The organism is Paraburkholderia sp. CHISQ3 (genome assembly GCF_030464945.1).
GTDB lineage: Bacteria > Pseudomonadota > Gammaproteobacteria > Burkholderiales > Burkholderiaceae > Paraburkholderia > Paraburkholderia megapolitana.
Map to the genome: position 1 here is coordinate 304,206 of NZ_JALPRG010000004.1, position 25,688 is coordinate 329,893.

The following is a 25,688-nucleotide window of genomic DNA, read 5'->3' on the forward strand; positions in this document are numbered from 1 at the left end:
GTCATCGAGTGTCTCAGCGAGCCAAGTCTTCTATTCGGTAGTTCGCCTTGAACTCTACGGGGGTAAAGGGTGTTTTTCGAAGTCGAACACCGGTCGCATGGAATACTGCATTACTGATTGCAGGTGCAACGGTCAACGCGACCGGCTCACCTGCACCGACCGGCGGCTGATCAGGACGGTTCAACAACGAAATCGTGATCTCCGACGGTAATTCGCTAAAACGCAGGATGGGGTAACTCGTCCAGTCCAGCGACAGCATTGCTTTACTGTCAAAGTGCACTTCTTCCTTGAGCGAACGGCTAAGCGCCTGAACCACGCCCCCTTGTATCTGGTTGCGTAGCCCGTCAGGATTCACAATCAAACCGCAGTCGTGTGCGACAAACACACGTGTGACACGAATCTCGCCACTGTGAGTGTCCACCGAAGTCTGGCACACCATCGCGACATAAGCTCCACCAGGCTCAAGTTGTGCGAGCGCAACCCCAACACCCTCGCGAACCGTGGCACCACGCTTGTTCGTATTGACACGCCGCGCAGCCCAGTTCGATATCGCTCTCACCTCTCGAAGAACTGCGATCGCACGCGCGTCGCTCAGATGCGTGAGGCGTAACTCGACTGGATCGCGCGAAGAAAGGCTGGCTAACTCATCGAGAAACGACTCATTCGCGAATGCATTTGCCACTGCTCCGAGACCACGCATCGCTGAAGGACGCAGGACGCCATCGGGTAGCCAACGTACTGCGACCCTTTCGTCAGAAAAATGGTAAAGCGTTCTTGCACAATCGTCTCCGCCGTAGCGAATCGGCTTGGGTGACAGCCCCAGCATTCTGCCCGGCAACAGGTTTCCCGCATTACCAAACGGCCGCGAGATGTGCGTCGGGGTGGATACCAGGTATGCCCAGCTATCAACCCTTCCTGTTGCGCCGATACTGCCTTTAACCTGAATTTCCATTGCGGGACCCTTGGGATCCCAACCGTGTTCGTCATGCCGCATCCAGTGCACACGGACGGGGCGTTTAAAGGCCTGCGAAAGCACTGCAGCTTCGGCCGACGCGTCGTCCGCGCCGTTATGACCGTAGCATCCGGAACCTTCCACCCAGACAAGACGCACTTTGCTTGCTGGCAGATTGATCAAGGCAGCTATGGCGTCGCGTGTCCCAAACGAACTTTGGGTCGCGGACCATACAACCGCAGAGTCATTCTTGACATCTGCGACCCCACAGGAAGGTCCGATCGACCCGTGAGTTTGATACGGTGTCCGATAGGTGACGCTCAGGCGCCTCGACGCCTTGTCAAAAGCGTGGCTGGCATCGCCAGCTTGACGCAATTCCTCAGTCTCACCCTGCTCCGCACGCATCGTGTCATATATCGCAGAGCTCTCGATCGAGTCTTGCGGCAACTTCCATTTGACTACGAGCGTCCGTGACGCGGAGACCGCCTGGAACTCCTGCTCGCAGACGACCGCAACGAAGTTATGTTTGACGAAAACAGCGATGAATCCCGGCAGATCAGTCACGCTCTTCCGATCCACGTCTATCAACGTTGCGCCACTGAGCGGCGGATGAATCACGCGAGCGTGCACCATGCCCGGTAGCCGTAGATTCTGAAGGTACGCGTGAGTACCGGCCACCTTCTCCGGCAGATCAATCCGCTGAACCGGCTTGCCAATTACATCAAAAGCGGATGCTCGCTTTAACGTTGCCTCTTTATCGACCGGCAGCGTCGCCCATGTTGGCGGGATCACATCGCCATATGCAACCGCGTGTTGCGGATTTGAGGTTACGCGGACATATCCGTCCCGGGTACTCAACTGACTTATCGGCACCCCCAACGCGTTCGACGCCTGTTTGACCAGAAACATCCGGGCCGTCGCGCACGCGCGGCGTACCGGTAGTGCGCTGTTCTTGATCGTCATGCTGCCAAACGTCCCTCCCTGATCGATAGCAATGGAAGTATCGCCCATTGTCACCGTCACGCTCGCAACCGATACGTCAAGCTCCTCAGCAACGAGTTGTGCGAGTGCCGTCTGCACGCCGGTGCCAAGTTCCACCTTCCCTGCGTACAACGTAACTGCGCCATTCCTTGCGATCGAAAGCCATGCGCCTATGTGTCCCGCGTCCTGCGATTTTGGCGCTTCCGTTTCGTTGCCTGTAATCGCATACGCAGGCGAAATCGACTGTGGCATGAACAACGGAAGCGAAAACGATATGGCGAGACCACCGCCCATTTTCAGAAGCTGCCGGCGGCTGGTCATACCGCCCCCTCTTTGGCTGCATCTTCCACAGCGGCGAGAATGCGGAAATGAGTCCCGCATCGACAAAGGTTGCCGTCCAGCGCCGCAACGATCTCATCCCTCGTTGCATGAGGTGTCTTATCGAGCAGAGCCGACGACGTCATTATCATGCCGCTTATGCAGTACCCGCATTGGGCGGCCTGGTGTCTCACGAATGAGGAAATCAACGGGTGCGGTGGATCGCGCCTTGCGAGCCCCTCGACTGTCGTGACGGGTTGAGTAACCGCCTGCACAGGAAGCACACAAGAACGTACTGCCGCATTGCCGAGATGCACCGTACAAGCCCCACATTGAGCAAGCCCGCAGCCGAATTTGGGTCCGTTTAGGTGCAACTCATTGCGCAAAACGTAGAGCAACGGTGTGTCAGGACTCGACGCGACCTCATGTGGTTCTTCATTTACAACGATAGTCTGAGGCATGCTTGTCTCTCGGATGGGTGAGTGCAATGCGAGGGTTTCCGGCGGCTTTTCCCTGAAGTCAGGCGTTGCTTGATCGACGACCTGCCGCGTGTCGCTTAGCTGTCGCTTAGTTGCCGCTCAGTTCGCACTTACGCACTGACCCGTCCTGCACTTATCGCCGACGACAGCCACACCTTCAATTTCGATCTTCCATCCAGGTTGCGCCAGATCCTTGATCGTGATCAGAGAGCTCGCAGGGTAGTTGCCGTCGGGAAAATATTTTTTCCTCAACCTGACGAACGTATCTCCATCCTTTTCGTCCTTGATGAAGACAGTCATCGTCGTGATATCGGCGTTCGTACCGCCTACTTTCTTGAGCGTCTTCGAGAAGTTCGAGAAAATCAGTTCGATCTGGGCATCCAGATCGTTCGATATGTCCTTCCCGTTCGCATCCCGGTTTCCGCCTTCCCCCGCCAGAAAAACCATGTGACCGCCATCAGTGACAACGGCTGTCGAGTACGCACGGCTTTTCTCGAATGGACCGCTGACGTAGTCCGCGGCGAAGCTTTGGGTGAGTCCGGCTGACATCAGGATGAACGACAGACACGCACTTATGGACAGATTTTTCATTTTCTTGCTCCGGTTTAGCTACGATTCGCGTACTGCGATCTACGGCTCTACACGATCTCCTTCCCCGCATCAGCCTCGTCAACCATTCTTCAGTCTCGCATCGAGTGAAGCCGCTCCGGGGCCCACCACAACCACATAAAGAAGGCCACCGATGATCGATATGTTCTTCAGAAAGTTATAGAGCTGATCATCGAACTGCTTCGCGTCAACGCTCCAGAACGGATGGAAGATGAATGACGTCGGAAGCGTAAAAATGATCAATACCAGCGCTGCCCAGCGAGCCTTGTAACCCACCGCCAGGAGACTTCCACATCCGATTTCGATCGCCAGCGCCACCAGAATGCTGAGCGTGGGAAATGGCAGATGTTTGATCGTTGCATAGCGCACCATCCCGTCGAACCCGATCACTTTCAGGACCCCGCTAACCAGAAAGAGAATGGCGAGCAGAACCCGTGCAGCAGCCAGGGAGGTGTCGGAGCCTGATGTATTGACCTTCAATCCATTTGTTTCCATGCCGCTTCCTATGCGTTCCTAAATGTATGAATATCGCCTGATTCATGGGGTGTTTTTATTTCCATCGCCCATATACATGAAAAATCATTCAATCCGGGACCAAGTGTATACTTGAACATTCATATATATACACCAGGGTATACCCGCTCACATGGATGCGAAATATAGCTAATTTCCCGCGTGGCATGCTCTATCACGGATCTATCCGACACACTGAACATTGATATATACTTGCATTCGCATGTATTTCGTGGAGACGACCAGGAAATGAAAAAGCAGCGTCCTTCGCAGATCGAGGTCGATCATGATCTGGAGCGAGCCGTACCGTACCTCGTGGCGCGCGCAGGAAGCCGGATGGGCAACGCTTTCTCGAGAGCGCTCAAGCCATACGGTCTGAGCCTGAGCGAATGGCGCGTGTGTGCGTCGCTCGGTCATATGCCTCATCAGCGACTCTCCGAGCTGGTTCCGCGGGCGTGTGTCGATCAGTCTGCACTTTCACGCATCGTGGACAGGCTGATTGAACAAGGGCTCGTTTCCCGAGAGAAGAGCAGTGACGATGGCCGCGCCGTGCAACTCGCGCTGACAAGGAAAGGCGCCGAGCTGACGAGTGAAATCGTTCCGCTCGCGCAGCGTTATGAGACCGTCGCATTGAACTGCTTTAGCACGGCAGAGGCCGAAATGTTGCGTGAGCTGCTAGCCAGGCTCTTTCACAACGTAGAATCCCCAGCCGCCTTCGACATCGACGCGGAGTCGAGCGACTCCAGTCTGTAACGGATCTTGTTAGCGCGTCTTAGATGGTCTCGTTCTTCTGCCCTACAATGCTCGTTATTGCTCACTACGGGTCATTCATCGGAATCCACGATGCTCACTTACGAAGCCCTTCCAGACGAGCGCCAACGTCATATACGCTCATTGCTCGCGTCGAAAGGCAAAGTATTTGCCGCCGATCTGGCAGCAGAATTTGAAGTATCCGAACACACTATCCGGCGCGATCTGACCGACCTCGCAAAAGCAGGCGCTTGCAAGCGGGTGTACGGAGGCGCAGTCGCGATTCCACCCAATGGCGGGAACCTGCAGCATCGAATGGAACGGGAGCCTGAGCGAAAAGACGCGCTCGCTGTTGCGGCGGTCTCTTTGCTCGCTGACAACCAGTGTATTTTTCTCGATACCGGCAGCACCAACCTGTCTATCGCGCGTGCCATTCCAGCGAATCTCAGCCTCACCGTTGTCACCAATTCTCCGGTTATCGCGTCCGCTCTTCTAGAGAAGGACAATGTGACCTTGATCGCGCTGGGCGGTCAGATCGACAAGGCGATTGGCGGTACCGTGGGCGTTCTTGCAGTCGAGGCGATCCAGAGGTTGACGTTCGATCTTGCGTTTCTCGGTGCATGCGCAATCGATCCGCAAGAAGGCTTGACCGCCTTCAGTCTGGAGGACGCGTCATTCAAACGCGCGGTACTTGCAAGAAGCGGCGCGATAGCGATAGCGGTGATCAAGGAGAAGATGATTAGCGTGGCTACGCACAACGTCGCTTCTGTAGACGCCATCGCAACGATCATCGTCGAAAAGGATGCGCCGAAGAAGCACGTCAAGGCGTTCGCCGACAGCGGAATACAGGTGCTGGTCGCGTTCCGGTGACGCGGCTGCGGCAGTTTGCGATTACCGGGGAAACATAAGATGGCGCACCGCTTTCTTATCAAGGAGATTGCCCTGCAGGCCGGCGTCGGGGTGGCGACAGTCGACCGCGTGCTCAATGGACGCATCCACGTCCGCGACCACACGCGCAAACGCGTCGAACAGGCCATCAAGGAGCTCGAAAAGCAGGAGTTGCAACTGGCCACCGCGGGACGCAAGCTCATGATCGACGTCGTCGTCGAAGCTCCGGCGCGCTTTGCCGACGAGATCAAGGAGGCACTCGAAGCCGAACTACCCGGGATGCACCCTGTCGTCATTCGTCCGCGTTTCCTGATGCGCGAAACGATGACAACGGCTGAAGTCGTCGAGGCGCTTCAGTCGATTGGACGTCGGGGAAGCCATGGAGTCCTCCTGAAAGCACGCGATGTTCCCGAGATTGCAGAAGCAATCGGCGATCTGAAACAGCGCGGCATTCCGGTCATCACGATCTTCACCGACATTCCGCTGTCCGGGCGCGTCGCTTATGCGGGGCTGGACAACCGGGTCGCCGGCGCTACCGCTGCGTATCTTGTCGCGCAGTGGTTGGGCCCAGGACCCGGCCACATCCTGATCACCATGAGCGATGAACGGTTCAGAGGTGAAGAAGAACGCGAAATCAGCTTTCGCCGCGCGCTGAGAACACGCTACCCCCAGCTCACGTTGATCGATGCCAGTGGCGGACACGGCCTCGACACGCCCACGGAAAAGCGCGTCCTCAATGTGCTCGCCACCGGGACCCACGTTGCCGCGGTCTACTCCATGGGGGGAGGAAATATCGCTATTCTTCGAGCACTCGAAGCGCAACGGCAATCTCCGGTTTGCTTCATCGGACACGATCTCGATCGGGACAATGTGCAACTGCTGCGCGAGGGCAAGCTTCAAGCGATTCTTCATCACGAACTACGTCAGGACATGCGCTCGGCGTGCCAGCACATCACACATTTCCAGAAACTTCTGCCTGGATCAGCTGTGTCGCAATCTTCATCGGTCGTTGTCGTCACGCCGGAGAACATTCCCGAACATATCGCGAGCCGGTTCCGTTGATCGCGACGTCGATATTGCGGACCTAGCCGGGCCCGGCATATAGAAGCGTCCGCTTCTAAAGTTATCCACCTGCCCGGTATCGCTTGTTCTGGTACAACTCTGGCCCGAGTGTATATTCGTCAACGATGAAGACACGTCCAGGAGAATCTGTTGGCACCTCTGGTTGCTTACCAAAGTCGAATCCGCCTCGTCGCCACGCTGCTCGCCTCGAGTCTCTTCGTCATCGTGTGTCTCACGTCGATCGTATTTTCGCGAGATGCGATGAGCACCCGCGCAATAATCTTTGCGGTGGCGGGCGTCCTTTTTTTCGGCCTTTGCGCATGGTTCGCGTTATCCCGCCTGATACGGAAGAAGGCCGCCGTCGTAGTCGATAGCGACGGACTCACCGATCGGGCATCAGCCATAGCGTTAGGGTTTATTCCATGGTCCGATATCGTGGATGCCAAAGTCGTTCAGCAAGATTTTCGCAATTCCCAGCACACATTTCTTGGTGTGTCGCTGCGCGATCCTGACAAGTATCTGGCAAGGTGCGGTCCCGTCGCGCGCGGTGTGTTGAAACTGAATCGCCGCATGTCCGGTTATATCGTGAATATTCCGCAAACCACGCTGTCGGTGACGGTTGAAGAGATCTTGAAGCGGATGAATGTTTTTCTTCAAGCGCAGCAAGTTGGCAAGAACCCGGACGACGATAATTCCTTTATCCGCCGCACAAAAGAACTGAACGCGACGTCGAAGGCTCTGATCGAACAGAGCCAGAGGTGGCTTGAGCGTGCTCTCGCCGCGCGCGGCGACGATGTGCGCCCTCTGCTGCAAGAAGCGCAAGGACTACCTGCGCGCATCAACTCGCATCTGATGGATCTCGGGTCCAGCAAGGCGCTGGAGTGGTCCTCGGATGGCCTCGTACTTGGCACGCTCGCGGCAAAAGTCGCGCTGGTACTGCATGGCGCCGACTGGCCCCAGCTTGAATCGTATGAGCGCCACGCCGGGCACGACAGGAGCACTTCGAAGCAAGCGGACCCGTGCACCTGGGGCTATGTCGATTTCAAGGAGTGGTTCGTCCAGCATGATCGTATCGACCCAGGCTGGAGAGATGAGGCTGAAAGGAAGTGTGAGAGTACGCGTTCGGGCTAGAAGCGAAAACCTGTGCAAGCCAGGACTATGGCCTGCCTCGCACAGGTTTTAAATAACTTCACAGCGCGCCACCAAAGTCCACCGACACGCCTACTGACCCGCCAGCACCACCGCAGGGTCCAACTCGAAGCCCGGGTAGTTGAATGCACCGTTCAGCTTGTCGCACTCCGCAGGAGTCACACCCTGCTGGCGCAGGATTGCATGCCATCGTGCAATCACAACCTGCTGAATCTGGTCGACGATCGCTCTCGCGCGTTCGAGTGAGAGTTTGAACTGCCCATGTTGCGAGAGCAGATTGGTACGGTTTGCATAGCGGTTGTAGATCCCGCAGGTCATCGCAAGGTCGCGCTTCTCGATGCTGGTCAGCGGGTTGGGCGTCAGGTCGTATGCCGGCGACAGCTCCCACTTGTCCGTCGGCGCGATCAATGCATGGTTGCGGGGATGGTCGTCGGTGTTGGAGATGAGCGCGTTGAACACCATACGCCGGAACAACTCTTCAAGATCCTGGGCTGGGCGTGCACTTCGCCGCCGCAGCTCATCGGCGAGCACCAGGTACGACCACCTGGCCCGGTCCCCATGCGAGTCTTCGGCGCCTAGCGCGGTCAGGCCACTGATCATGCGATGGCGCAAGTACCCATCAGCGGTAAGCGTGCGGTCGAAGCGCTGCACGAGCAGCACGGCCTTGCCGGCGACGTTTTCGATGCGATGCCTGGCAACGCGCAGGCCGCACTCCTGTGCCAGCGTGAGCATCGCACCTTCGACACGCGCATTGTTCCACCTGTCGCTCCTGTCCGGAAACTTGGCGAGCCATAGGCCCTCGGTATCTTCGACCACGTTCTTCGGCCGTGCTCCGCCCATCGAGGTGCCGGGTTGCAGGAGTTCGAACATCTGCTCCGGCACATCCGGTTTGCCTGCAGCATCGTCTTCCATGAACTGCTCGGCCGCTGTGAGCAAGGCCTCCAGCTGGACGACCTGATTGAACTTGCGGATCAGCGCAGGGGGTACCTTGTCACGCCCGAAGGACAGGGCCCCTGCGCGGTCTTCCGGCGAGTGCAGCAGGTAGTCGACCTCGGTGAGATCAGTGCGTTCGGTGTGCTTTTCGATGATGCGGCGACCCCAGGCGTCGGGTGACGCATCGCGCAAAGGGCCGAAGATGCCCTTGAGTTTCACCGTCTGCACGCGGCGCGGCGCCAAGGGCAGTTCATACGGATCCAGCGGGACAGCATCGGCGCGCTGCAGGTAAGCCGGGTTGTAGACAAACGACCCTGTAGGCACCCCTTGCGGGAAGTCCAGCTCGTAGAACCCCGCCGTCACGACCTCCATTGACTGCGGTAGCTGGAGGTAAACGTAGGCGCGCTGGTCAGAAGTCGCCATCGAATTGCTCCTTGCGATGGCGAATCCGCTGCGGCAAGCGCGTGAGCTCCAGTTGCTTGCCTTCCTCGTCGCGCTCAGAGTCGGCAAACGCCTGGATCTCAGATTCCAGACCCATCGCCCACAGCATGGCCAGGTAGGCCCCCAGGCCGGTTTGCAGGTTACCCGACTCCACAGCGCGCGCGGTGTCGTAACTGATGCCCGCCTTGGCGGCCAGCTCGCGCAGGGTCAGCCGGCGGCGTTTGCGAGCCGTCGCCAGCCGCTCGCCGATGCGTTGGGCCCCGTCCTTCACAGCGAACGGGGCGGTCTGATTCAATTGAAGTGGACGAGGCATGCCGAAACCATCCGGAATTCACATAGGAACGGTTTCAGTATTCTTTTTTGATGGACCGAAGTCAAGGAGCAAAGGCTGAATCCGTTCAAAAATTCCCTAAAAACGGTTTCAACAGTCCCAAATTGATCTACGCTCTCCTGAAAGAGGCAAATGCCGTCACCCGTCAAAAGACGTGTGCCTGTCCACAAACCCGCACGAATATTGACTTATATGCGGATTTCTCGCCCCTCACTCCCACTCAATCGTCGCCGGCGGCTTCCCCGAAATGTCGTACACCACCCGATTAATCCCCCGAACCTCATTAATAATCCGGTTCGACACCCGCCCAAGCAGTTCATGCGGCAGATGCGCCCACTGCGCGGTCATGAAATCGAGCGTCTGTACCGCGCGCAGCGCAACGACATATTCATAAGTCCGCCCATCGCCCATCACACCGACGCTCTTCACCGGCAAGAAAACCGCAAACGCCTGGCTCGTCAATTCGTACCAGGACTTGCCGGTGGCTTCATCGATCGTCGTACGCAGCGTTTCGATAAAGATCGCATCCGCACGACGCAGCAGATCCGCGAAGTCGCGTTTCACTTCGCCGAGAATCCGCACACCGAGACCCGGCCCCGGGAACGGATGGCGATACACCATCTCCGGCGGCAGACCGAGCTTCACGCCCAGTTCGCGCACTTCGTCCTTGAACAGTTCGCGCAGCGGCTCGAGCAGCTTCAGGTTCAACGTCTCAGGCAAACCACCGACGTTGTGATGGCTCTTGATCGTCTGCGTTGCCTTCTTGCCCTTACCCGCCGATTCGATCACGTCCGGGTAAATCGTGCCTTGCGCAAGCCACTTCGCGTCGGTGAGCTTGCCAGCTTCCGCCTGGAACACTTCGACGAATTCAGCACCGATGATCTTGCGCTTCGCTTCCGGGTCGGTAACGCCGGCGAGCTTCGACAGAAACGGGCCGCTCGCATCGACATGAATCACTTTCACGCCGAGATGGTCGGCGAAAGTCGCCATCACCTGCTCGGCTTCGTTCAGACGCAGCAATCCGTGATCGACAAATACGCACGTGAGCTGGTCGCCGATCGCGCGATGCAACAGCGCCGCCGCCACCGACGAATCCACGCCGCCCGAGAGCCCCAGAATGACGTGCTCGCTGCCAACCTGCTCGCGAATCTTCGCGACCGCCTCGTCGACGTAATGGCCCATCTCCCAGTCGGGTTGCGCACCGCAGATCTTCAGCACGAAGCGTTCGAGCATCGCGCGGCCCTGCGCCGTGTGCGTGACTTCAGGGTGCCATTGCACGCCGTAGAAGTGACGGGTCTCGTCGGCCATCGCCGCGATCGGACACGATTCGGTGGAAGCCATCAGCTGGAAGCCCGGCGGCATGTCGAGCACCTTGTCGCCGTGGCTCATCCACACCTTCAACATGCCGTGGCCTTCCGCCGTGCGGAAATCCTCGATGCCGTCGAGAAAACTTGTGTGATTGCGGGCCCGCACTTCCGCGTAGCCGAATTCGCGCAGGTGGCCGTTATCGACCTTACCGCCGAGCTGTTCGGCCATCGTCTGCATGCCGTAGCAGATACCAAGCACCGGCACGCCCAGTTCGAACACCGCTTGCGGTGCACGTGGCGTATCGGTGTCGGTGACCGAGCTAGGACCGCCGGAGAGAATCACGCCCTTCGGCTTGAACTCGCGGATGAACGCGTCGTCGACGTCGTACGGATGAATCTCCGAATACACATGCGCTTCGCGGATGCGACGCGCGATCAGTTGGGTGACTTGCGAGCCGAAGTCGAGGATCAGGATCTTGTCATGCATGGCAGCGGACGAAATAAGAGTGAGAGGATACGGAAAGCCGCGCAGCGCGCGGCGTTAATCTGGATGCCGGCTGCGAACCGGCAATGTGGGTTGTGGTCTGCTCGCCGGGAGTGCGTGGCACAAGCAGTGACGCAAACGGCGCACGCAGACGGAATACGGGAGCTTTAGCGAACGGTATCGGGCAGCGCGCGTCAGCCATGGAATGGAGGCCGCGGCGGGCTAGCCGCCTCGGCGGTTGCATCGCGCGTGCCGCTCGTGCCGGCTTCGCCGCCAGTACTGGCGCCGGTACTGGAATACACGCTGGGCCGCGATGCGGCAGCGAGATCCGGTTCAACACGCTGGCCTGCTGCGGGAGCGGCCGAAGCCACCGGCAAAGCAGGTTCGGCGGCAGGTTGCGTGCCATAGCCTGAACCCGAGCGATCGGTACTGCGCGCTTTCGCGGCCTGCTTGTCGGCGCGCGCCGCAGCCGCCGTTTCAGCGCCCCGTGTGCGGTCACGTCGTCGCACGGCACCCGCCAGTCGCACACCGCCAAGCCCGATAATCAGCAGCACCGCTCCAGCAAGCACCGAAACCAGTTGCCCAAAGCCCGTCAACGACGGCGTACGCAAACCGAGCAGCCAGACCAGCATCAACACACCGGTAAGCCAGTTCACATGTCCGACGACACGCGCCGCCGTGGTAGTGAGCGCACCGTCAATCGATGCATGCAGCGCCAGCCACGCGAGACCGATCAGCGCGATACCGAACGCCTGCCCAATCAGCGCGGGCTGCACCTGGACCAGTTGCATCGCGTTGTACAGCGACGCCCATGGCGTGAGCAGGAAGAGCAACCCGAACGCGAGCAGCAACAAGGCATCGACGATCAGTACAACGCGCAGCAAGGCTTTCATCGGCGGTTAGTCCACGTGGTAGTTGGGCGCTTCCTTCGTGATCTGCACGTCGTGCACGTGCGACTCGCGCATGCCGGCCGCGGTGATCTGGACAAACTCGGCCTTGTCGTGCAACTCGTCGATCGTGCGGCAACCGCAGTAACCCATGCTCGCGCGCACGCCGCCGATCAGCTGGAACAGGATCGCGCCAACCGAACCCTTGTACGCAACGCGGCCTTCGATACCTTCCGGCACGAGCTTGTCGATGTTCGCCGAGTTGTCCTGGAAGTAGCGGTCCGCGGCGCCGTCCTTCATCGCGCCAACCGAACCCATACCGCGATACGACTTGTACTGACGACCCTGATACAGGAACACGTCGCCAGGCGATTCTTCGGTGCCTGCGAACATGCTGCCCATCATCACCGAGTTCGCGCCCGCGGCAAGCGCCTTGCTCACGTCGCCCGAGAAACGCACGCCGCCGTCCGCGACGACCGGCACGCCCGAACCCTTCAGCGCTTCGGACACGTTGGCAATCGCGCTGATCTGCGGAACGCCCACACCGGCAACGATCCGCGTCGTGCAGATCGAGCCTGGGCCGATACCGACCTTCACGCCGTCCGCGCCGTATTCGACGAGCGCCTTGGCCGCATCGGCAGTCGCGATGTTGCCGCCGATCACTTCCACGTGCGGGAAATTCTTCTTCACCCAGCGAACGCGCTCGAGCACGCCCTTGCTATGTCCATGCGCGGTATCGACGACGATCACGTCCACGCCGGCCTGCACCAGCAGCGACACGCGCTCTTCGTTGTCTTCACCGACACCGACTGCGGCGCCCGCGCGCAGCTTGCCATGTTCGTCCTTGCAGGCGTCCGGGTGTTCGGTCTGCTTGGTAATGTCCTTGACGGTCATCAGGCCGCGCAGTTCGAATGCGTCGTTGATAACCAGCACGCGTTCGAGCCGGTGGCTATGCATCAGCGCTTTCGCTTCGGCGAGCGGCGTGCCTTCCTTGACAGTAACGAGGCGATCGCGCGGCGTCATGATCGTGCGGACCGGCTCGTCGAGGCGGGTTTCGAAACGCAGATCGCGGTTGGTGACGATACCGATGAGTTGCGCGCCTTCCACGACCGGGAAGCCCGAGATGCCATGTTGCTGCGACAGCGCAATCACGTCGCGCACCTTCATTTGCGGCGGCACGGTGATCGGATCGCGCACGACACCCGATTCGAAGCGCTTCACCTTCGCCACTTCGCGAGCCTGCTCGGCGGGCGTCAGATTCTTGTGGATGATGCCGACGCCGCCCATTTGCGCCATTGCAATGGCAAGACGGGCTTCGGTGACCGTATCCATGGCGGCGGATACCAGCGGCATATTCAGGGAGATGTTGCGGGTCAGCCGGGTTTTGAGGCTGGTGTCGCGCGGCAGAACATCGGAGAAGGCCGGGACGAGGAGCACGTCATCGAACGTGAGTGCTTTTTGGATCAGACGCATGGCAAATCCTATAGGCGCAAAAGTGGATTATACGCGATACCTCCCTGGTTTTCACTGCACGAACAGCAGCTTAGCGATTTTCCCGGCTTTTTTTGCTCGTGCGCAACGCTCCGATTTCGCTTCTCCGTTCGCGGCCAGTTCGATCGGGTTTCGTTTGCGCGTTCGGGCACAGGGCGGCGGCCCCGGTCGCCGGCGACCCGCCACGGAAACCTCGGGGACAAAGCGAAATCGCCGCAGTGCAGGATTGAACAAGACCCCTCCCGCCCATGCCGCTAACCTGCATCCCATCGTTTTTCCTTATCGGCCGGGTTATGTCGGAGCAGTCAATGCAGCGCGGAGTTGCCTACGGCGTGTTGGCCGGAGCGTTATGGGGCATGGTTTTTCTGGTGCCGCGGCTGCTCGCCGATTTTTCGCCGCTACTGCTGAGCGCAGGGCGCTACACGATGTACGGCATCGTGTCGCTGGTCGCCGCGTTGCCCGCGGCACGCTCGCTGCTGCGTCGTCTGACCCGCGCAGACCTGATCGCTCTGATCAAGCTCGCGCTGATCGGCAACCTGCTCTACTACATCCTGCTGACGGGCGCCGTGCATCTGGTCGGCATTGCGCCGGCCTCGCTGATCGTCGGTGTGCTGCCGGTTACTGTGACGCTGCTCGGGCGGCACGATAGGGGCGCTGTACCGCTCTCGCGGCTTGCATTACCGCTGGCAATGGTCGTCGCAGGCATCGCGTGCATCAACGTCGATGTCTTCACGGCCGCGCAGGCCGGCAGCACGGGGCTCGGCGCCAAACTCGCCGGGCTTGCCTGCGCGACCGGCGCACTCGCATGCTGGACCTGGTTTGCAGGCGAAAACGCACGCTACCTGAGGCGTCTCGAGCATTTCAGCGGCAACGAGTGGTCGGTGCTATGGGGGGTGGTCACCGGCGCGCTCGGCGCGGGGTTATGGCTGGTAATCGCCGTGCTGCCGTCCAGCAGTGCCCAGGTGCCGCTCGCAACCGATCGCTGGCACCTGTTCTGGCTGCTCAATCTCGGCCTCGCCATCGGCGCGTCGTGGCTCGGCAACGGGCTCTGGAACGCAGCGTCGAAACGGCTCCCGTTGACACTATCCGGCCAGTTGATCGTCTTCGAGACGTTGTTTGCCCTGCTCTACGCGTTTATCTACGACCATCGGCTGCCACGGCCGCTGGAAGCGGCTGCAATCGTTCTGCTGGTAGCGGGTGTGAGCTGGTCGGTGCGCCAGCATGCGGGAAGCGGCTCACAGGGCACTTCGATTGAGGACAAAGCTCAGGCACAAGCCCACTGAATCTGAGGTACCGCCTGCGTGATCAGGCACGAACCCCTAGCGTGAATCCTTCGACAACCACTTGCGCCCTTCGATCGACCCTTCGCGACGTGTTTTCTCGACGCGCCGCTGCCGTGCGGTCTTCGGATCGACGGTGAGCGGCCGGTAGATCTCGACACGGTCGCGATCGGCCAGCACGGCATCGAGCGGCTTCAGTTTGCCGAACACACCGACCTTCTGCTTCGTCAGATCGATCTCGGGATGCCACTGTAGCAGGCCGCTCGCGACAATCGCCTGCTCGAGCGTCGAACCGGCAGGCAGGCTAAGTGGCACGAGCGTCTGCGCCTGCGGCAGCGCGTAGCAAACCTCGACCGACAGCAACGTACTCATGACTTGCCGTACCGCTGGTCGGCCCGTTTCACGAAAGACTCGACGAACGTGTTCGCAATGTGGCTGAATACCGGGCCGATGATCTTTTCGAGGATGATGTTCGCGAATTCGTAGTGCAGCGCAAACTCGATCTTGCACGCGTCGGCGCGTAACGGTGTAAAACGCCAGTAGCCGGTAAACTTCCGAAACGGCCCGTCGGTGAATTCCATATCGATCCGCGTAGGCCGCTGCTGGGTGTTGCGAGTCGCGAAATGCTGCTTGATGCCCTTGAAGTTGATATCGATCCTCGCCTCCATGCCGCCCTCGTCCTGGCGGCGAATGTCGACGCCACCGCACCAGGGAAGGAAATTGGGGTAGTCGGCGACGTCGGTGACGAGGTCGAACATCTGTTCCGCCGAATGGCGAATCAACACGGTTTTCTGGACATCTGCCATAAATTGAACAGCACGCGGCGAGGTGGGCTGGCGCGGCGGGCCTTTCCGGGCCCCGCTTTGCTAAAATCGTAATTTTAAACGAGTTAGGCACTTTCCATTAATGAGCATCATTGACAACAGAAAAGCCTTCTTCGATTACTTCATCGAAGACCGCTACGAAGCAGGGCTCGTGCTCGAGGGATGGGAGGTCAAGGCGCTGCGCGCCGGGCGCGGCCAGATCCGGGAAGGCTACGTGGTGATCCGCAACGGCGAGCTGTTCCTGATCGGCGCGCACATCAGCCCATTGCCGGAAGCGTCGACGCACATCCACCCTGACCCGGTCCGCACCCGCAAGCTGCTGCTGCACGCCGAAGAAATCAGCAAGCTGATCGGCAAGGTCGAGCAGCGCGGCTACACGCTCGTGCCGCTGAACTTCCACTACAAGGGCGGACGCGTGAAGTGCGAAGTCGGTCTGGCGAAGGGCAAGAAGACGCACGACAAGCGCGATACCGAGAAAAAGCGCGACTGGGAACGCGAACGGGCGCGACTGATGCGCAATCCGACGTGAGGGGCTGCCGCCGGCCGCACTGCGGCACGGTTGCGGTTATGGCCGCACAACCATCCATCATGAAACGGGCCCGCAGATGCGGGCCCGTTGTCTTTCTAGCGGTTAAATCGTAGCCGCTTAACCGCTTATCCAGTTACCGTACGTCCGCGCTCTTCCCCTTGTTCACGATGGTCAGCGCCGACGCGATCATCGTGCTCATGTCCGCGAGATTGCCGGGGACGATCAACGTATTGCCCTGCTTCGCCAGATTGCCGAACGCATTGACGTACTGCTCGGCGACCTTCAGGTTCACTGCTTCCATCCCGCCCTGCGACTGGATCGCCGCGGCAATTTTCTGGATCGCCTGTGCGTTCGCCTCGGCGACTGCCAGAATGGCCGACGCCTGACCCTGGGCCTGATTGATCGCGGCCTGCCGTTCGCCCTCGGACTTCTGGATCGACGCTTCCCGGCCACCCGATGCGATATTGATCTGCTCCTGCTTACGCCCTTCCGATGCCGCAATCAGTGCGCGCTTTTCACGCTCGGCGGTGATCTGTGCCTGCATCGCGTGGAGAATTTCCTTCGGCGGCGTCAGGTCCTTGATCTCGTAGCGCAACACCTTGACGCCCCAGTTCGCCGCCGCCTGGTCCAGCGACGACACGATGCTGTGATTGATGAAATCGCGTTCCTCGAAAGTCTTGTCGAGTTCGAGCTTACCGATTACAGAGCGCAGCGTGGTCTGCGACAGCTGCGTGATCGCGAACACGAAGTTGCTCGATCCGTACGACGCCTTCATCGCGTCGGTGACCTGGAAGTACAGCACGCCATCTACCTGCAGCTGTGTGTTGTCGCGTGTGATACACACCTGGCTCGGCACTTCGAGCGGAATCTCCTTGAGCACGTGCTTGTAGGCGATCCGGTCGATAAACGGCAACACGATGTTCAGACCCGGCGTCAGCGTGCCGTGATAACGACCGACCCGCTCGAGGACCCATGCGTGCTGCTGCGGCACGATCTTGACGGTCTTCGCGATGAGCGTGAAAACGATGAGCAGCAGGATTACCCCAATGATGGTCAAATTCATGGCTGTACCTCAGTAGTTCGAATAATGGTTCGCCAGCAAGCCGCGGCTGCACCGGCGAATCTTGCTATCACACCTGTTCGGGCTGCTTTCTCGCCGCTACGATCAGACGGCTGCCTTGCAGTGCGGTGATCTCGTAGAGCCGCGCGTCTTCGGGCTCGCCTGGGGCAAGCTCGACGTCCCATTGCGCACCGCGGTAATCCGTGCGCGCCCGGCGGTCATGCCACTCGGTGACCGTTACCGTGGCACCGATGTCGAGATTCACATCCCGATCCGAAGCAGCATCGATACGTGTACGTCGACCGCCGAAACGCGAGCGGCGCAAGAAGATCACCGCGACCAGTGCCACCACCGCCCCGCACGCGAACTGCCAGTGCGGTGCAGCGCCGGCCCAATGCGCCAGCCCCCCGGCCACGCAACCCAACGCGATCATCAACAGATAGAACGTGCCGCTCACCAACTCCAGCACGAGGAGCGCGCCCGCTGCGCCCCACCACCACAGTGCGCCTATCTCCACATCGGTCTCCCAAAACAAAACACCCCGGCTCTACCGGGGTGTTTATAGCACGAACCACATCTTAATTTGCGGTCGTGAATGGCGACGCCTTACTGCTTGCTGTCGTACGCGACAACATGCCGCGTACAGTTCGTCACCTGATCGTACTCAGCGTGCACTCGACTTCGCCAGCGCCTGCCAGGTCTCGATAATGGTATCGGGATTCAGCGAGATCGAAGCGATGCCTTCGTCGGTCAGCCATTGCGCGAAGTCCGGATGATCCGACGGGCCCTGACCACAGATGCCGACATACTTGTTCAGCCGCAGACAGGTTTCGATCGCACGCTTGAGCATGAACTTGACGGCCGGGTCGCGTTCGTCGAAATCGACGGCCAGCAGTTCCATGCCGGAGTCGCGATCGAGGCCCAGCGTCAGCTGCGTCAGGTCGTTCGAACCGATCGAGAAACCGTCGAAGAATTGCAGGAATTCTTCGGCAAGAATCGCGTTCGACGGCACTTCGCACATCATGATCAGGCGCAGCCCCTTCTCGCCGCGCTTCAACCCGAACTTCTCGAGCAGGCCGACCACACGTTCCGCCTGCTTCAGCGTACGCACGAACGGCACCATGATCTCGACGTTGTCGAGGCCCATTTCCTCGCGCACTTTCTTCAGCGCGATGCATTCCATGTGGAACGCTTCGGCGAAGTCTTCGGCGATGTAACGCGATGCGCCACGGAAGCCGAGCATCGGGTTTTCTTCGTCCGGCTCGTAACGCGAACCGCCGATCAGCTTCTTGTACTCGTTCGACTTGAAGTCCGACAGACGCACGATAACGGGCTTCGGATAGAACGCCGCAGCAATCGTCGCAATCCCTTCGGTCAGCTTGTCGACGTAGAACGCACGCGGCGATGCGTGACCGCGCGCAACGCTTTCGACCGCCTTCTTCAGGTCCTGATCGATGTGCGGATACTCGAGAATCGCCTTCGGGTGAACGCCGATGTTGTTGTTGATGATGAACTCGAGCCGCGCGAGACCGACGCCTGCATTCGGCAGGTGCGAGAAATCGAACGCGAGTTGCGGATTGCCGACGTTCATCATGATCTTCACCGGGATCGGCGGCAGTTCGCCGCGCTGAATTTCGGTGACTTCGGTTTCGAGCAGGCCGTCGTAAATCTTGCCTTCATCGCCTTCCGCGCACGACACGGTGACGAGCGCGCCGTCCTTCAGCAGATCCGTCGCATCGCCGCAACCGACCACCGCCGGCACACCCAGTTCGCGCGCAATGATCGCCGCGTGGCAGGTGCGCCCGCCGCGATTCGTGACGATCGCCGATGCGCGCTTCATGACCGGCTCCCAGTTCGGGTCGGTCATGTCCGCGACCAGCACGTCGCCGGGTTGCACACGCTCCATCTCCGACGGATCGTGAATTACGCGCACGGGGCCTGCGCCGATCTTCTGGCCGATCGCGCGGCCGGTGACGATCACCTGCGACTGGCCCTTCAGCTTGAAGCGCTGTTCGGCCTTGCCTGCGGCCTGGCTTTTCACCGTTTCAGGACGTGCCTGCAGGATGAAGATCTTGCCGTCGCGGCCGTCCTTGCCCCACTCGATATCCATCGGGCGCTGGTAGTGCTGCTCGATGATCACGGCGTACTTCGCGAGTTCGATCACGTCTTCGTCGGTGATCGAAAAGCGGTTGCGCTGTTCGTGCGCGACGTCGACGGTCTTCACGCGGCCCGCTTCGCCAGCCTTCGTGAATTCCATCTTGATCAGCTTCGAGCCGATCGAGCGACGGATGATCGGGTATTTGCCTTGAGCCAGTGTGGTCTTGAAGACGTAGAACTCGTCAGGATTCACGGCGCCCTGCACGACCGTCTCGCCGAGACCGTAGCTCGACGTGATGAACACGGCGTCCTTGAAACCCGATTCGGTGTCGAGCGTGAACATCACACCGGCAGCGCCGACGTCCGAGCGAACCATCCGTTGCACACCCGCCGACAACGCCACTTCAGCGTGCGTGAAGCCCTTGTGGACGCGGTAGGAAATCGCGCGGTCGTTGTACAGCGACGCGAACACGTGCTTCATACGATCGAGCACGTCTTCGATACCGACGACGTTCAGGTAGCTCTCCTGCTGACCCGCGAACGAAGCGTCCGGCAGATCTTCCGCCGTGGCCGACGAGCGGACCGCGAACGACAGTTCTTCCGGCGAGCTTTGCTTGAGCGTGTCGAAACCGACGCGGATCTCCTCTTCGAGGCGCGGTTGCAGCGGCGCGTCGACGATCCATTGACGGATTTCCTTGCCCGCTTCGGCGAGCGCTTTCACGTCGTCGACATCGAGCGTTTCGAGACGTTTGGCGATGCGTTCGGTCAGCGTGTTGTGATGCAGGAAATCGCGGAAAGCGAGTGCGGTGGTCGCGAAACCGGTCGGCACGCGCACGCCTGCTTGCGCGAGTTGACTGATCATCTCGCCAAGCGACGCGTTCTTGCCACCGACGATTTCCACGTCGGTCATCCGCAACTGCTCGAACGGAATTACATACGCCTGATCCTTTGCGACGTTAACAGCGTTAGTCATACAAGCCCCTAAGTGTGGAAGAAATACACGGTTGCGCAAGTGGGCTTGAACGCGTGCGCTTATAAGAAGCGGTCGACGCGCCTTGCACAACCTGTTGGAGAAGCAATCGCCTTGCTCTTCGGCCCAGATGAGGCCGCATGAGACAACTGCGCGACGAAACGGAAATTTCGACGCTTTTGAAAGCAAACCACGCAAATTACCGGCAAAAAGAACGGGGTTAGCCGAATATGGGCGGCGGTTCGCCTGCAATTGCTTATCCAACAAGTTGCCGCTATTCTACCGTGCCGACTCCTGAAATGTGACAGTCGGACGAGAATTGCGCCTCGAAATTCCGCGTGCTTACACGTATTTACGTTTTCCACCCGCCGATGCCGCCCACCGTATTCATCGTCTCCGACGGTACCGGGATCACTGCCGAAACCTTCGCGCATTCGATCCTCTCCCAGTTCGACCAGAAATTCCGTCTGGTTCGCGTGCCCTTCGTCGACTCGACGGAAAAAGCGTATGCGACGCTCGAGAAGATCAACGAAGCGGGTCAGGTTGAAGGGCGTCGGCCGATCGTGTTCACAACGCTCGTCAACAGCGCGTCGAACCAGATTGTGAAAGGCTCGAATGCGCTTGTGCTCGACATGTTCCAGACCTTCGTCGAACCGCTCGAACAGGAACTCGAACTGAAGTCGAGCCACGCGATGGGTCGCGGCCACCAGAACGCCGACACCGAGGAATACAAGAACCGCATCGAGGCGATCAATTTCTCGCTCGCACACGACGACGGCCAGTCGAACCGCAATCTCGCCGATGCGGACGTGATCCTCGTCGGCGTATCGCGCAGCGGCAAGACACCGACGAGCCTGTACCTCGCGATGCAATACGGTGTGAAAGCAGCCAACTATCCGCTGATTCCCGAAGACTTCGAGCGCGGCAAACTGCCCACTCCGTTGCTGGCGCATCGGCAGAAGATGTTCGGTCTATCGATCGATCCGCAGCGGCTTTCGGAAATCCGCAACGAACGCCGGCCCGGCAGCAAGTACGCGGCGCTCGAAAACTGTCGCTACGAGATCAATGAGGCAGAGGGGATGATGCGACGCGAGAGCGTCAAGTGGTTGTCGTCGACGCATAAGTCGATCGAGGAAATCGCGACGACGATCCTGCAGGAAATCAAGCTCGACAAGCCTGCGTACTAACGCCCAAACAATGACTCATGCAACGCGCTGCTGCCTGCATTGCTCGAACAGGCATATCGCGGCGGCCGCTGCAACGTTCAGCGACTCCATACCGCCTGGCTGAGGGATCGTCACGCGGCGTGTGTGCGCATCGCGCCACGGCGCCGAGACACCCGCCCCTTCATTGCCGAACACCCATGCAAGCGGTCCCGACAGGTCCGTGTCATAGATCGCGTCGGCACCGTGCGAATCGGTCATCACGGCAGGCACTGCAAGCCGCTCGATCAACGCCTGCGCCTCGACGTCTTCGTGGATTTGCAGCAGGAAATGCGCGCCCATTCCCGAGCGCAGCACCTTCGACGACCACGCATACGCGGTACCGGGCGCACAGAACACGTGGGCCACACCGGCCGCCGCCGCGCTGCGCAGGATCGAGCCGACGTTGCCTGCATCCTGCACGCCGTCGAGCACAACGCAGGTCTGTGTCACACGCTCGGGCAACGGTGCAACGAGCCGCTCGACCAGCAGCAGCATCCCTACCCCGCTCACGACATTCGACAGTTGCCCGAATAACGCGTCCGGCAGCGTCACGACGCGCTGCTCGTCGATCCGTCCGACGATCGCCTGTGCTTCGGCATGATGCAGCGCGCCTTCGGTCACGATGCAGGTTTCCGGCTGCCCGGCCACGTCGAGATACGCACTCGCGAGATGAAACCCTTCGAGCAGCGCATGCCCGCTGCGGCGCTGCTGATGCGTCGAACCGGCCAGCGCCTTCAGACGTTTGTAGAGCGGATTGTCCCGCGACGTGATGGCTTTCACAGGCAGCGCTAACAGTAGGAAACGGTAGAGATAGAAAAAGCCGCCGATGGCGGCGGGATCAGAAAGGAGCTTCGTCGGGCGCCTGCGCTACTACTGGCGCGACAACACGACCGCCGAAGAGCACATGCGCCTCACGCACCGGGGCAAACGAGCGCCGATGATGCTCGCACGGCCCATGCTCGCGCAGCGCCGCGAGATGCTGCGGTGTGCCGTAGCCGGCATGCGCATCGAAGCCGTAGTGCGGAAAGGTCTGATGCAGTTCGAGCAGCATGCGGTCGCGCGTGACCTTCGCCAGAATCGACGCCGCCGAAATGCTCGGCACCAGCGCATCGCCGCCGACAATCGCAACGCTCCGCACACTCAGCACCGGGCAGCGATTGCCGTCGATCTTCGCAAGCGTGGGCACGATCTTCAGGCCTTCGACCGCGCGCTTCATCGCGAGCATCGTGGCGTGCAGGATGTTGAGCGTATCGATTTCTTCGACCGAGGCGGATGCGACGCACCAGGCCAGCGCGTGTTCGACGATCTTGGTGTACAACTCTTCGCGTTTTTTCGCGCTCAGTACCTTCGAATCGTCGAGCCCGAGGATGCAATGCTGTGGATCGAGGATCACTGCCGCCGCAACCACCGGCCCGGCGAGCGGTCCGCGCCCTGCTTCGTCGACCCCGCAAACCAGCTCGTCAGGCGAGTCGAAGGCGAGCCCACTCTGATCCGCGGCCGCAGCAGCATTGCGCCGGCGTGCAGGCCGGGTAACCGTCACCGCGACACCCCGCGCGCACCGAGCACGTTCACGACCGCTTCTGCCGCACGCTGCGCGGTGTTCTGCTTCAGCACGTGATGCATCTCCGTGAAAATTTCCGTCAGCGTGCACCGGTTCGTTTCGTCGCGCAACTGCTGTAGCGTCGCGTCGGCGAGCGCTTCTGGCGTCGCGAAGTGCTGCAGGATTTCCGGCACCACGAAGCGTCCGGCCAGGATGTTCGGTAACCCGACGTACGGCAGATAGCCCTGGCTGCGCATGATCTGCCCGGTCAACCAGGGCACCTTGTATGAGATCACCATCGGCTTTTTCAGCAGCGCCGCTTCGAGCGTAACCGTGCCGCTCTTGACGAGAATCGCGTCGGCCGCGGTCATCGCCTGCTGCGACTGGCCGTCGGTGAGCGTTAGCGCAAGCTGCGGATGCACATCGACGAGCGGCTGCAACTGCGCGCGCAGCGCCGGGGTCGCAGCCGGCATCACGAAGCGGACACCCGGTTCGCGCTGCTGCATCAACGCCATCGCCGCGAAGAACGTCGGCCCGATCAACTCGATTTCCGAGCGCCGGCTGCCCGGCAGCACCGCGATCACCGGTCCGCTTTCCGGCAGCCCGAGCGCGCGGCGCGCGCCGGCCGTGTCGGGTTCGAGCGGGATTTCGTCGGCGAGCGGATGGCCGACGTAGGTCGCGGCAACGCCAGCCTTTTCGAGCAGCGCGGTTTCGAACGGAAACACGCACAGCATGTGGTCGACGGCTTTCGCGATCTTCTTGATCCGGCCGCCGCGCCACGCCCAGATCGACGGGCAAACGAAATGAATGGTCGGAATGCCCGCGTCGCGCAGCGCGTGTTCGAGGCTGAAGTTGAAATCGGGTGCATCGACGCCGATGAACACATCGGGTGGTTCGGCGAGTAGTTGCCGTTTCAGGTCGTTGCGGATGCCGAGAATTTCGGGAATATGTTTGAGCACCTCGACATAGCCGCGCACCGTCAGCTTTTCCAGCGGCCAGTGCGCGTCGAAGCCCGCCGCAGCCATGCGCGGACCGCCGATGCCGTAGTACTGCGTGCCGTCGGGCAGGCGACTGGCCAGCCCGTCGAGCAGCGATGCCGCAAGCAGGTCGCCGGACGGCTCGCCGGCCACCATGGCGAGCCGCGGAGAACGAAAGGGACCGGGTTGCAGCGCCATCGCCTAGCGGATGATGCCGCGTTGCGAGACTTCGACGAAGTCGGCAAACGCCTTCACCGCTTCGTCGCCGTCACCGCCCGCCGATGCGAGTTCGCGCAACTGCACTTTCGCCTCTTCGAGCGACAGGCCGTTCTTGTACAGCACGCGGTACGCCGTGCGCAGCGCGGAGATCGCATCGGCCGAGAAACCGCGGCGACGCAGCCCTTCGACGTTGATGCCGTGCGGCTCCGCCTTGTTGCCCGCGGCGATCACGAACGGCGGGACGTCCTGCACGAGCGCCGAGGCACCGCCCAACATTGAATGCGCGCCGATGCGCACGAACTGGTGCACGCCCGACATGCCACCGATGATCGCGAAATCGCCGATCGTCACGTGTCCGGCCATCTGCGCATTGCTCGACAGGATCACGTTGCTGCCGACGTGACAGTCGTGACCGATGTGCACATACGCCATGATCCAGTTGTCGTCGCCGAGCGTCGTCACGCCGCCGTCCTGCACGGTGCCCGTGTGGATCGTCGTGAATTCGCGGATCGTGTTGCGGTGGCCGATCTCGAGCCGTGTCGGCTCGTCCTTGTACTTCATGTCCTGCGGCCGTCCACCGACCGATGCATAGTGGCCGATGCGGTTGTCCTCGCCGATCGTCGTATGACCTTCGATCACGCTATGCGAACCGATCGTCGTGCGTGCGCCAATCGTCACGTGAGCGCCGACGATCGCATAGGGTCCGACTTCGACCGTTTCGTCGAGCGTTGCACCGGGCTCGACGATCGCAGTGGGATGAATCCTGCTCATGCGTCCTCGCTACTGTTGCCGTTGGGTTGTCTCGAAGCCGCCGTGCCGCACTGCCGCTTCTCGCGCCGGCGGCATCCGCCTGCCGGCATCGACAACGAAATTACTGACTGTCGCTATCCGACTGCCGGACCGCGCACATCAGGTCGGCTTCCGCCGCCACTGCGCCGTCCACTTCCGCGCGCGCCTTGAACTTCCAGATGCCGCGCATGTGCCGCTCGAGCGACGCGTGCAGCATCAGTTGATCGCCCGGTTCGACGATGCGCTTGAAGCGCGCGTTGTCGATGCCGACGAACAGATACAGCGTGCTCTCGGGATCGTGCGGCTCTTCCGAGAACGTCAGAAGCGCAGCCGTCTGGGCCAGCGCTTCGAGGATGAGCACGCCCGGCATCACCGGACGCTTCGGAAAGTGCCCCGTGAAGTACGGCTCGTTGATCGTCACGTTCTTCAGCGCCTTGATGCTCTTGTGCGGCTCGAGTTCGAGCACCCGGTCCACCAGCAGGATCGGATAACGGTGCGGCAGTAGCGTGAGAATCTTGTGGATATCGAGATTGATTTTTTCGGTGCTCATGGTGTTTCTGCTCACGCGTGGATCGCGCGACGATGACTGCGGATGCTGGTGCAGGGAGGTTGGTCACACAAGC

26 protein-coding genes are annotated in these 25,688 nt (G+C 60.4%); 7 read left to right on the top strand and 19 right to left on the bottom strand.

Annotation, left to right across the window (positions count from 1 at the left end):
• Positions 1–13 precede the first annotated feature (13 nt).
• The 4 genes from M0D65_RS11270 to M0D65_RS11285 all read right to left on the bottom strand — a co-directional run bounded on the left by M0D65_RS11270 (position 14) and on the right by M0D65_RS11285 (position 3,834).
• Positions 14–2,254 (bottom strand): molybdopterin cofactor-binding domain-containing protein, encoded by a 2,241-nt coding sequence (locus tag M0D65_RS11270; protein ID WP_266252743.1) that lies wholly within the window; start codon positions 2,252–2,254, stop codon positions 14–16.
• Positions 2,251–2,712 carry a (2Fe-2S)-binding protein gene (locus M0D65_RS11275; protein ID WP_266252745.1) on the bottom strand — a complete coding sequence of 154 codons (462 nt, stop codon included), beginning with the start codon at positions 2,710–2,712 and terminating at the stop codon, positions 2,251–2,253. Before M0D65_RS11275 ends, M0D65_RS11270 begins: the two co-directional genes overlap by 4 nt.
• A 117-nt stretch (positions 2,713–2,829) precedes the next feature.
• Complete coding sequence (locus M0D65_RS11280) at positions 2,830–3,321, bottom strand: RidA family protein (RefSeq protein WP_266252746.1); 492 nt, start codon at positions 3,319–3,321, stop codon at positions 2,830–2,832.
• Between the two features lie 78 nt (positions 3,322–3,399).
• Entirely contained in the window at positions 3,400–3,834 is a 435-nt protein-coding gene (locus tag M0D65_RS11285; protein ID WP_266252748.1) for a DoxX family protein, read from the bottom strand.
• 267 nt (positions 3,835–4,101) lie between these two features.
• On the opposite strand from M0D65_RS11285, the gene M0D65_RS11290 reads away from it, so the two are divergent.
• The 4 genes from M0D65_RS11290 (at position 4,102) to M0D65_RS11305 (ending at position 7,683) form a co-directional block, all read left to right on the top strand.
• Complete coding sequence (locus tag M0D65_RS11290) at positions 4,102–4,605, top strand: MarR family winged helix-turn-helix transcriptional regulator (RefSeq protein ID WP_266252749.1); 504 nt, start codon at positions 4,102–4,104, stop codon at positions 4,603–4,605.
• A 90-nt stretch (positions 4,606–4,695) separates the two neighbouring features.
• Positions 4,696–5,472 (top strand): DeoR/GlpR family DNA-binding transcription regulator, encoded by a 777-nt coding sequence (locus tag M0D65_RS11295; RefSeq protein WP_266252750.1) that lies wholly within the window; start codon positions 4,696–4,698, stop codon positions 5,470–5,472.
• A 39-nt stretch (positions 5,473–5,511) separates the two neighbouring features.
• Complete coding sequence (locus M0D65_RS11300) at positions 5,512–6,552, top strand: LacI family DNA-binding transcriptional regulator (protein WP_266252751.1); 1,041 nt, start codon at positions 5,512–5,514, stop codon at positions 6,550–6,552.
• Between the two features lie 150 nt (positions 6,553–6,702).
• On the top strand, positions 6,703–7,683 hold the full coding sequence (locus tag M0D65_RS11305; RefSeq protein ID WP_266252752.1) for an STM3941 family protein: 981 nt from the start codon (positions 6,703–6,705) through the stop codon (positions 7,681–7,683).
• A 90-nt stretch (positions 7,684–7,773) separates the two neighbouring features.
• Here M0D65_RS11305 and M0D65_RS11310 read toward each other — a convergent pair whose 3' ends face one another.
• From M0D65_RS11310 to guaB, 5 genes are all read right to left on the bottom strand, one after another.
• The gene (locus M0D65_RS11310; RefSeq protein WP_266252753.1) at positions 7,774–9,057 is read right to left on the bottom strand and encodes a type II toxin-antitoxin system HipA family toxin; all 1,284 of its coding nucleotides are present in this window, start codon (positions 9,055–9,057) and stop codon (positions 7,774–7,776) included.
• Positions 9,044–9,388, bottom strand: a complete 345-nt coding sequence (locus tag M0D65_RS11315; RefSeq protein ID WP_091013769.1) for a helix-turn-helix domain-containing protein — start codon at positions 9,386–9,388, stop codon at positions 9,044–9,046. Before M0D65_RS11315 ends, M0D65_RS11310 begins: the two co-directional genes overlap by 14 nt.
• 228 nt (positions 9,389–9,616) lie before the next feature.
• Positions 9,617–11,200: a glutamine-hydrolyzing GMP synthase gene (guaA, locus tag M0D65_RS11320; protein ID WP_266252754.1), complete on the bottom strand. Its 1,584-nt coding sequence runs from the start codon at positions 11,198–11,200 to the stop codon at positions 9,617–9,619.
• Positions 11,201–11,391: 191 nt separating this feature from the next.
• Positions 11,392–12,090 carry a hypothetical protein gene (locus M0D65_RS11325; RefSeq protein ID WP_266252755.1) on the bottom strand — a complete coding sequence of 233 codons (699 nt, stop codon included), beginning with the start codon at positions 12,088–12,090 and terminating at the stop codon, positions 11,392–11,394.
• A gap of 6 nt (positions 12,091–12,096) precedes the next feature.
• The gene (guaB, locus tag M0D65_RS11330) at positions 12,097–13,557 is read right to left on the bottom strand and encodes an IMP dehydrogenase (RefSeq protein WP_096716629.1); all 1,461 of its coding nucleotides are present in this window, start codon (positions 13,555–13,557) and stop codon (positions 12,097–12,099) included.
• A 326-nt stretch (positions 13,558–13,883) separates the two neighbouring features.
• On the opposite strand from guaB, the gene M0D65_RS11335 reads away from it, so the two are divergent.
• Complete coding sequence (locus tag M0D65_RS11335; RefSeq protein WP_266252756.1) at positions 13,884–14,858, top strand: DMT family transporter; 975 nt, start codon at positions 13,884–13,886, stop codon at positions 14,856–14,858.
• A 36-nt stretch (positions 14,859–14,894) separates the two neighbouring features.
• On the opposite strand, the gene M0D65_RS11340 is transcribed toward M0D65_RS11335, so the two are convergent.
• Positions 14,895–15,227: an RnfH family protein gene (locus M0D65_RS11340; protein ID WP_266252757.1), complete on the bottom strand. Its 333-nt coding sequence runs from the start codon at positions 15,225–15,227 to the stop codon at positions 14,895–14,897.
• Complete coding sequence (locus M0D65_RS11345; RefSeq protein WP_091013789.1) at positions 15,224–15,661, bottom strand: type II toxin-antitoxin system RatA family toxin; 438 nt, start codon at positions 15,659–15,661, stop codon at positions 15,224–15,226. The genes M0D65_RS11340 and M0D65_RS11345 overlap by 4 nt, the downstream gene beginning before the upstream one ends.
• A 100-nt stretch (positions 15,662–15,761) precedes the next feature.
• Here M0D65_RS11345 and smpB point away from each other — a divergent pair, with 100 nt between their 5' ends.
• Complete coding sequence (gene smpB, locus M0D65_RS11350; RefSeq protein ID WP_091013792.1) at positions 15,762–16,208, top strand: SsrA-binding protein SmpB; 447 nt, start codon at positions 15,762–15,764, stop codon at positions 16,206–16,208.
• A gap of 133 nt (positions 16,209–16,341) precedes the next feature.
• On the opposite strand, the gene M0D65_RS11355 is transcribed toward smpB, so the two are convergent.
• The 3 genes from M0D65_RS11355 to ppsA all read right to left on the bottom strand — a co-directional run bounded on the left by M0D65_RS11355 (position 16,342) and on the right by ppsA (position 20,338).
• A complete protein-coding gene (locus tag M0D65_RS11355; protein WP_266252758.1) occupies positions 16,342–17,271 on the bottom strand; it encodes an SPFH domain-containing protein in 930 nt (309 codons plus the stop codon).
• 67 nt (positions 17,272–17,338) lie between these two features.
• Positions 17,339–17,785, bottom strand: coding sequence for an NfeD family protein (locus M0D65_RS11360; RefSeq protein WP_266252759.1), 447 nt, complete (start codon positions 17,783–17,785; stop codon positions 17,339–17,341).
• A 147-nt stretch (positions 17,786–17,932) separates the two neighbouring features.
• Positions 17,933–20,338, bottom strand: a complete 2,406-nt coding sequence (ppsA, locus tag M0D65_RS11365; RefSeq protein WP_266252760.1) for a phosphoenolpyruvate synthase — start codon at positions 20,336–20,338, stop codon at positions 17,933–17,935.
• A gap of 368 nt (positions 20,339–20,706) precedes the next feature.
• On the opposite strand from ppsA, the gene M0D65_RS11370 reads away from it, so the two are divergent.
• Positions 20,707–21,522 carry a pyruvate, water dikinase regulatory protein gene (locus tag M0D65_RS11370; RefSeq protein WP_091013804.1) on the top strand — a complete coding sequence of 272 codons (816 nt, stop codon included), beginning with the start codon at positions 20,707–20,709 and terminating at the stop codon, positions 21,520–21,522.
• A gap of 15 nt (positions 21,523–21,537) precedes the next feature.
• Here the strand turns inward: M0D65_RS11370 and M0D65_RS11375 are convergent, their stop codons facing one another.
• From M0D65_RS11375 to fabZ, 5 genes are all read right to left on the bottom strand, one after another.
• Positions 21,538–22,320: an RNA methyltransferase gene (locus M0D65_RS11375; protein WP_266252761.1), complete on the bottom strand. Its 783-nt coding sequence runs from the start codon at positions 22,318–22,320 to the stop codon at positions 21,538–21,540.
• A 58-nt stretch (positions 22,321–22,378) separates the two neighbouring features.
• A complete protein-coding gene (gene rnhB / locus M0D65_RS11380) occupies positions 22,379–23,080 on the bottom strand; it encodes a ribonuclease HII (RefSeq protein ID WP_266252762.1) in 702 nt (233 codons plus the stop codon).
• On the bottom strand, positions 23,077–24,255 hold the full coding sequence (gene lpxB / locus M0D65_RS11385) for a lipid-A-disaccharide synthase (RefSeq protein ID WP_266252763.1): 1,179 nt from the start codon (positions 24,253–24,255) through the stop codon (positions 23,077–23,079). Before lpxB ends, rnhB begins: the two co-directional genes overlap by 4 nt.
• Positions 24,256–24,258: 3 nt before the next feature.
• On the bottom strand, positions 24,259–25,047 hold the full coding sequence (gene lpxA / locus M0D65_RS11390; RefSeq protein WP_266252764.1) for an acyl-ACP--UDP-N-acetylglucosamine O-acyltransferase: 789 nt from the start codon (positions 25,045–25,047) through the stop codon (positions 24,259–24,261).
• 100 nt (positions 25,048–25,147) lie between these two features.
• Entirely contained in the window at positions 25,148–25,615 is a 468-nt protein-coding gene (fabZ, locus tag M0D65_RS11395) for a 3-hydroxyacyl-ACP dehydratase FabZ (protein WP_091013822.1), read from the bottom strand.
• Positions 25,616–25,688: the final 73 nt, after the last annotated feature.

What these genes read in the sequence shown, in the direction of transcription:
- guaA (WP_266252754.1), bottom strand. Translation starts at nt 11,200, where the DNA reads ATGCATGACAAGATCCTGATCCTCGACTTCGGCTCGCAAGTCACCCAA.
- M0D65_RS11340 (WP_266252757.1), bottom strand. Translation starts at nt 15,227, where the DNA reads ATGAGTACGTTGCTGTCGGTCGAGGTTTGCTACGCGCTGCCGCAGGCG.
- M0D65_RS11300 (WP_266252751.1), top strand. Translation starts at nt 5,512, where the DNA reads ATGGCGCACCGCTTTCTTATCAAGGAGATTGCCCTGCAGGCCGGCGTC.
- M0D65_RS11275 (WP_266252745.1), bottom strand. Translation starts at nt 2,712, where the DNA reads ATGCCTCAGACTATCGTTGTAAATGAAGAACCACATGAGGTCGCGTCG.
- guaB (WP_096716629.1), bottom strand. Translation starts at nt 13,557, where the DNA reads ATGCGTCTGATCCAAAAAGCACTCACGTTCGATGACGTGCTCCTCGTC.
- M0D65_RS11310 (WP_266252753.1), bottom strand. Translation starts at nt 9,057, where the DNA reads ATGGCGACTTCTGACCAGCGCGCCTACGTTTACCTCCAGCTACCGCAG.
- M0D65_RS11315 (WP_091013769.1), bottom strand. Translation starts at nt 9,388, where the DNA reads ATGCCTCGTCCACTTCAATTGAATCAGACCGCCCCGTTCGCTGTGAAG.
- M0D65_RS11285 (WP_266252748.1), bottom strand. Translation starts at nt 3,834, where the DNA reads ATGGAAACAAATGGATTGAAGGTCAATACATCAGGCTCCGACACCTCC.
- smpB (WP_091013792.1), top strand. Translation starts at nt 15,762, where the DNA reads ATGAGCATCATTGACAACAGAAAAGCCTTCTTCGATTACTTCATCGAA.
- fabZ (WP_091013822.1), bottom strand. Translation starts at nt 25,615, where the DNA reads ATGAGCACCGAAAAAATCAATCTCGATATCCACAAGATTCTCACGCTA.
- M0D65_RS11295 (WP_266252750.1), top strand. Translation starts at nt 4,696, where the DNA reads ATGCTCACTTACGAAGCCCTTCCAGACGAGCGCCAACGTCATATACGC.
- M0D65_RS11335 (WP_266252756.1), top strand. Translation starts at nt 13,884, where the DNA reads ATGCAGCGCGGAGTTGCCTACGGCGTGTTGGCCGGAGCGTTATGGGGC.
- lpxB (WP_266252763.1), bottom strand. Translation starts at nt 24,255, where the DNA reads ATGGCGCTGCAACCCGGTCCCTTTCGTTCTCCGCGGCTCGCCATGGTG.
- ppsA (WP_266252760.1), bottom strand. Translation starts at nt 20,338, where the DNA reads ATGACTAACGCTGTTAACGTCGCAAAGGATCAGGCGTATGTAATTCCG.
- M0D65_RS11355 (WP_266252758.1), bottom strand. Translation starts at nt 17,271, where the DNA reads ATGAATTTGACCATCATTGGGGTAATCCTGCTGCTCATCGTTTTCACG.
- M0D65_RS11345 (WP_091013789.1), bottom strand. Translation starts at nt 15,661, where the DNA reads ATGGCAGATGTCCAGAAAACCGTGTTGATTCGCCATTCGGCGGAACAG.
- M0D65_RS11270 (WP_266252743.1), bottom strand. Translation starts at nt 2,254, where the DNA reads ATGACCAGCCGCCGGCAGCTTCTGAAAATGGGCGGTGGTCTCGCCATA.
- M0D65_RS11280 (WP_266252746.1), bottom strand. Translation starts at nt 3,321, where the DNA reads ATGAAAAATCTGTCCATAAGTGCGTGTCTGTCGTTCATCCTGATGTCA.
- lpxA (WP_266252764.1), bottom strand. Translation starts at nt 25,047, where the DNA reads ATGAGCAGGATTCATCCCACTGCGATCGTCGAGCCCGGTGCAACGCTC.
- M0D65_RS11325 (WP_266252755.1), bottom strand. Translation starts at nt 12,090, where the DNA reads ATGAAAGCCTTGCTGCGCGTTGTACTGATCGTCGATGCCTTGTTGCTG.
- M0D65_RS11370 (WP_091013804.1), top strand. Translation starts at nt 20,707, where the DNA reads ATGCCGCCCACCGTATTCATCGTCTCCGACGGTACCGGGATCACTGCC.
- M0D65_RS11290 (WP_266252749.1), top strand. Translation starts at nt 4,102, where the DNA reads ATGAAAAAGCAGCGTCCTTCGCAGATCGAGGTCGATCATGATCTGGAG.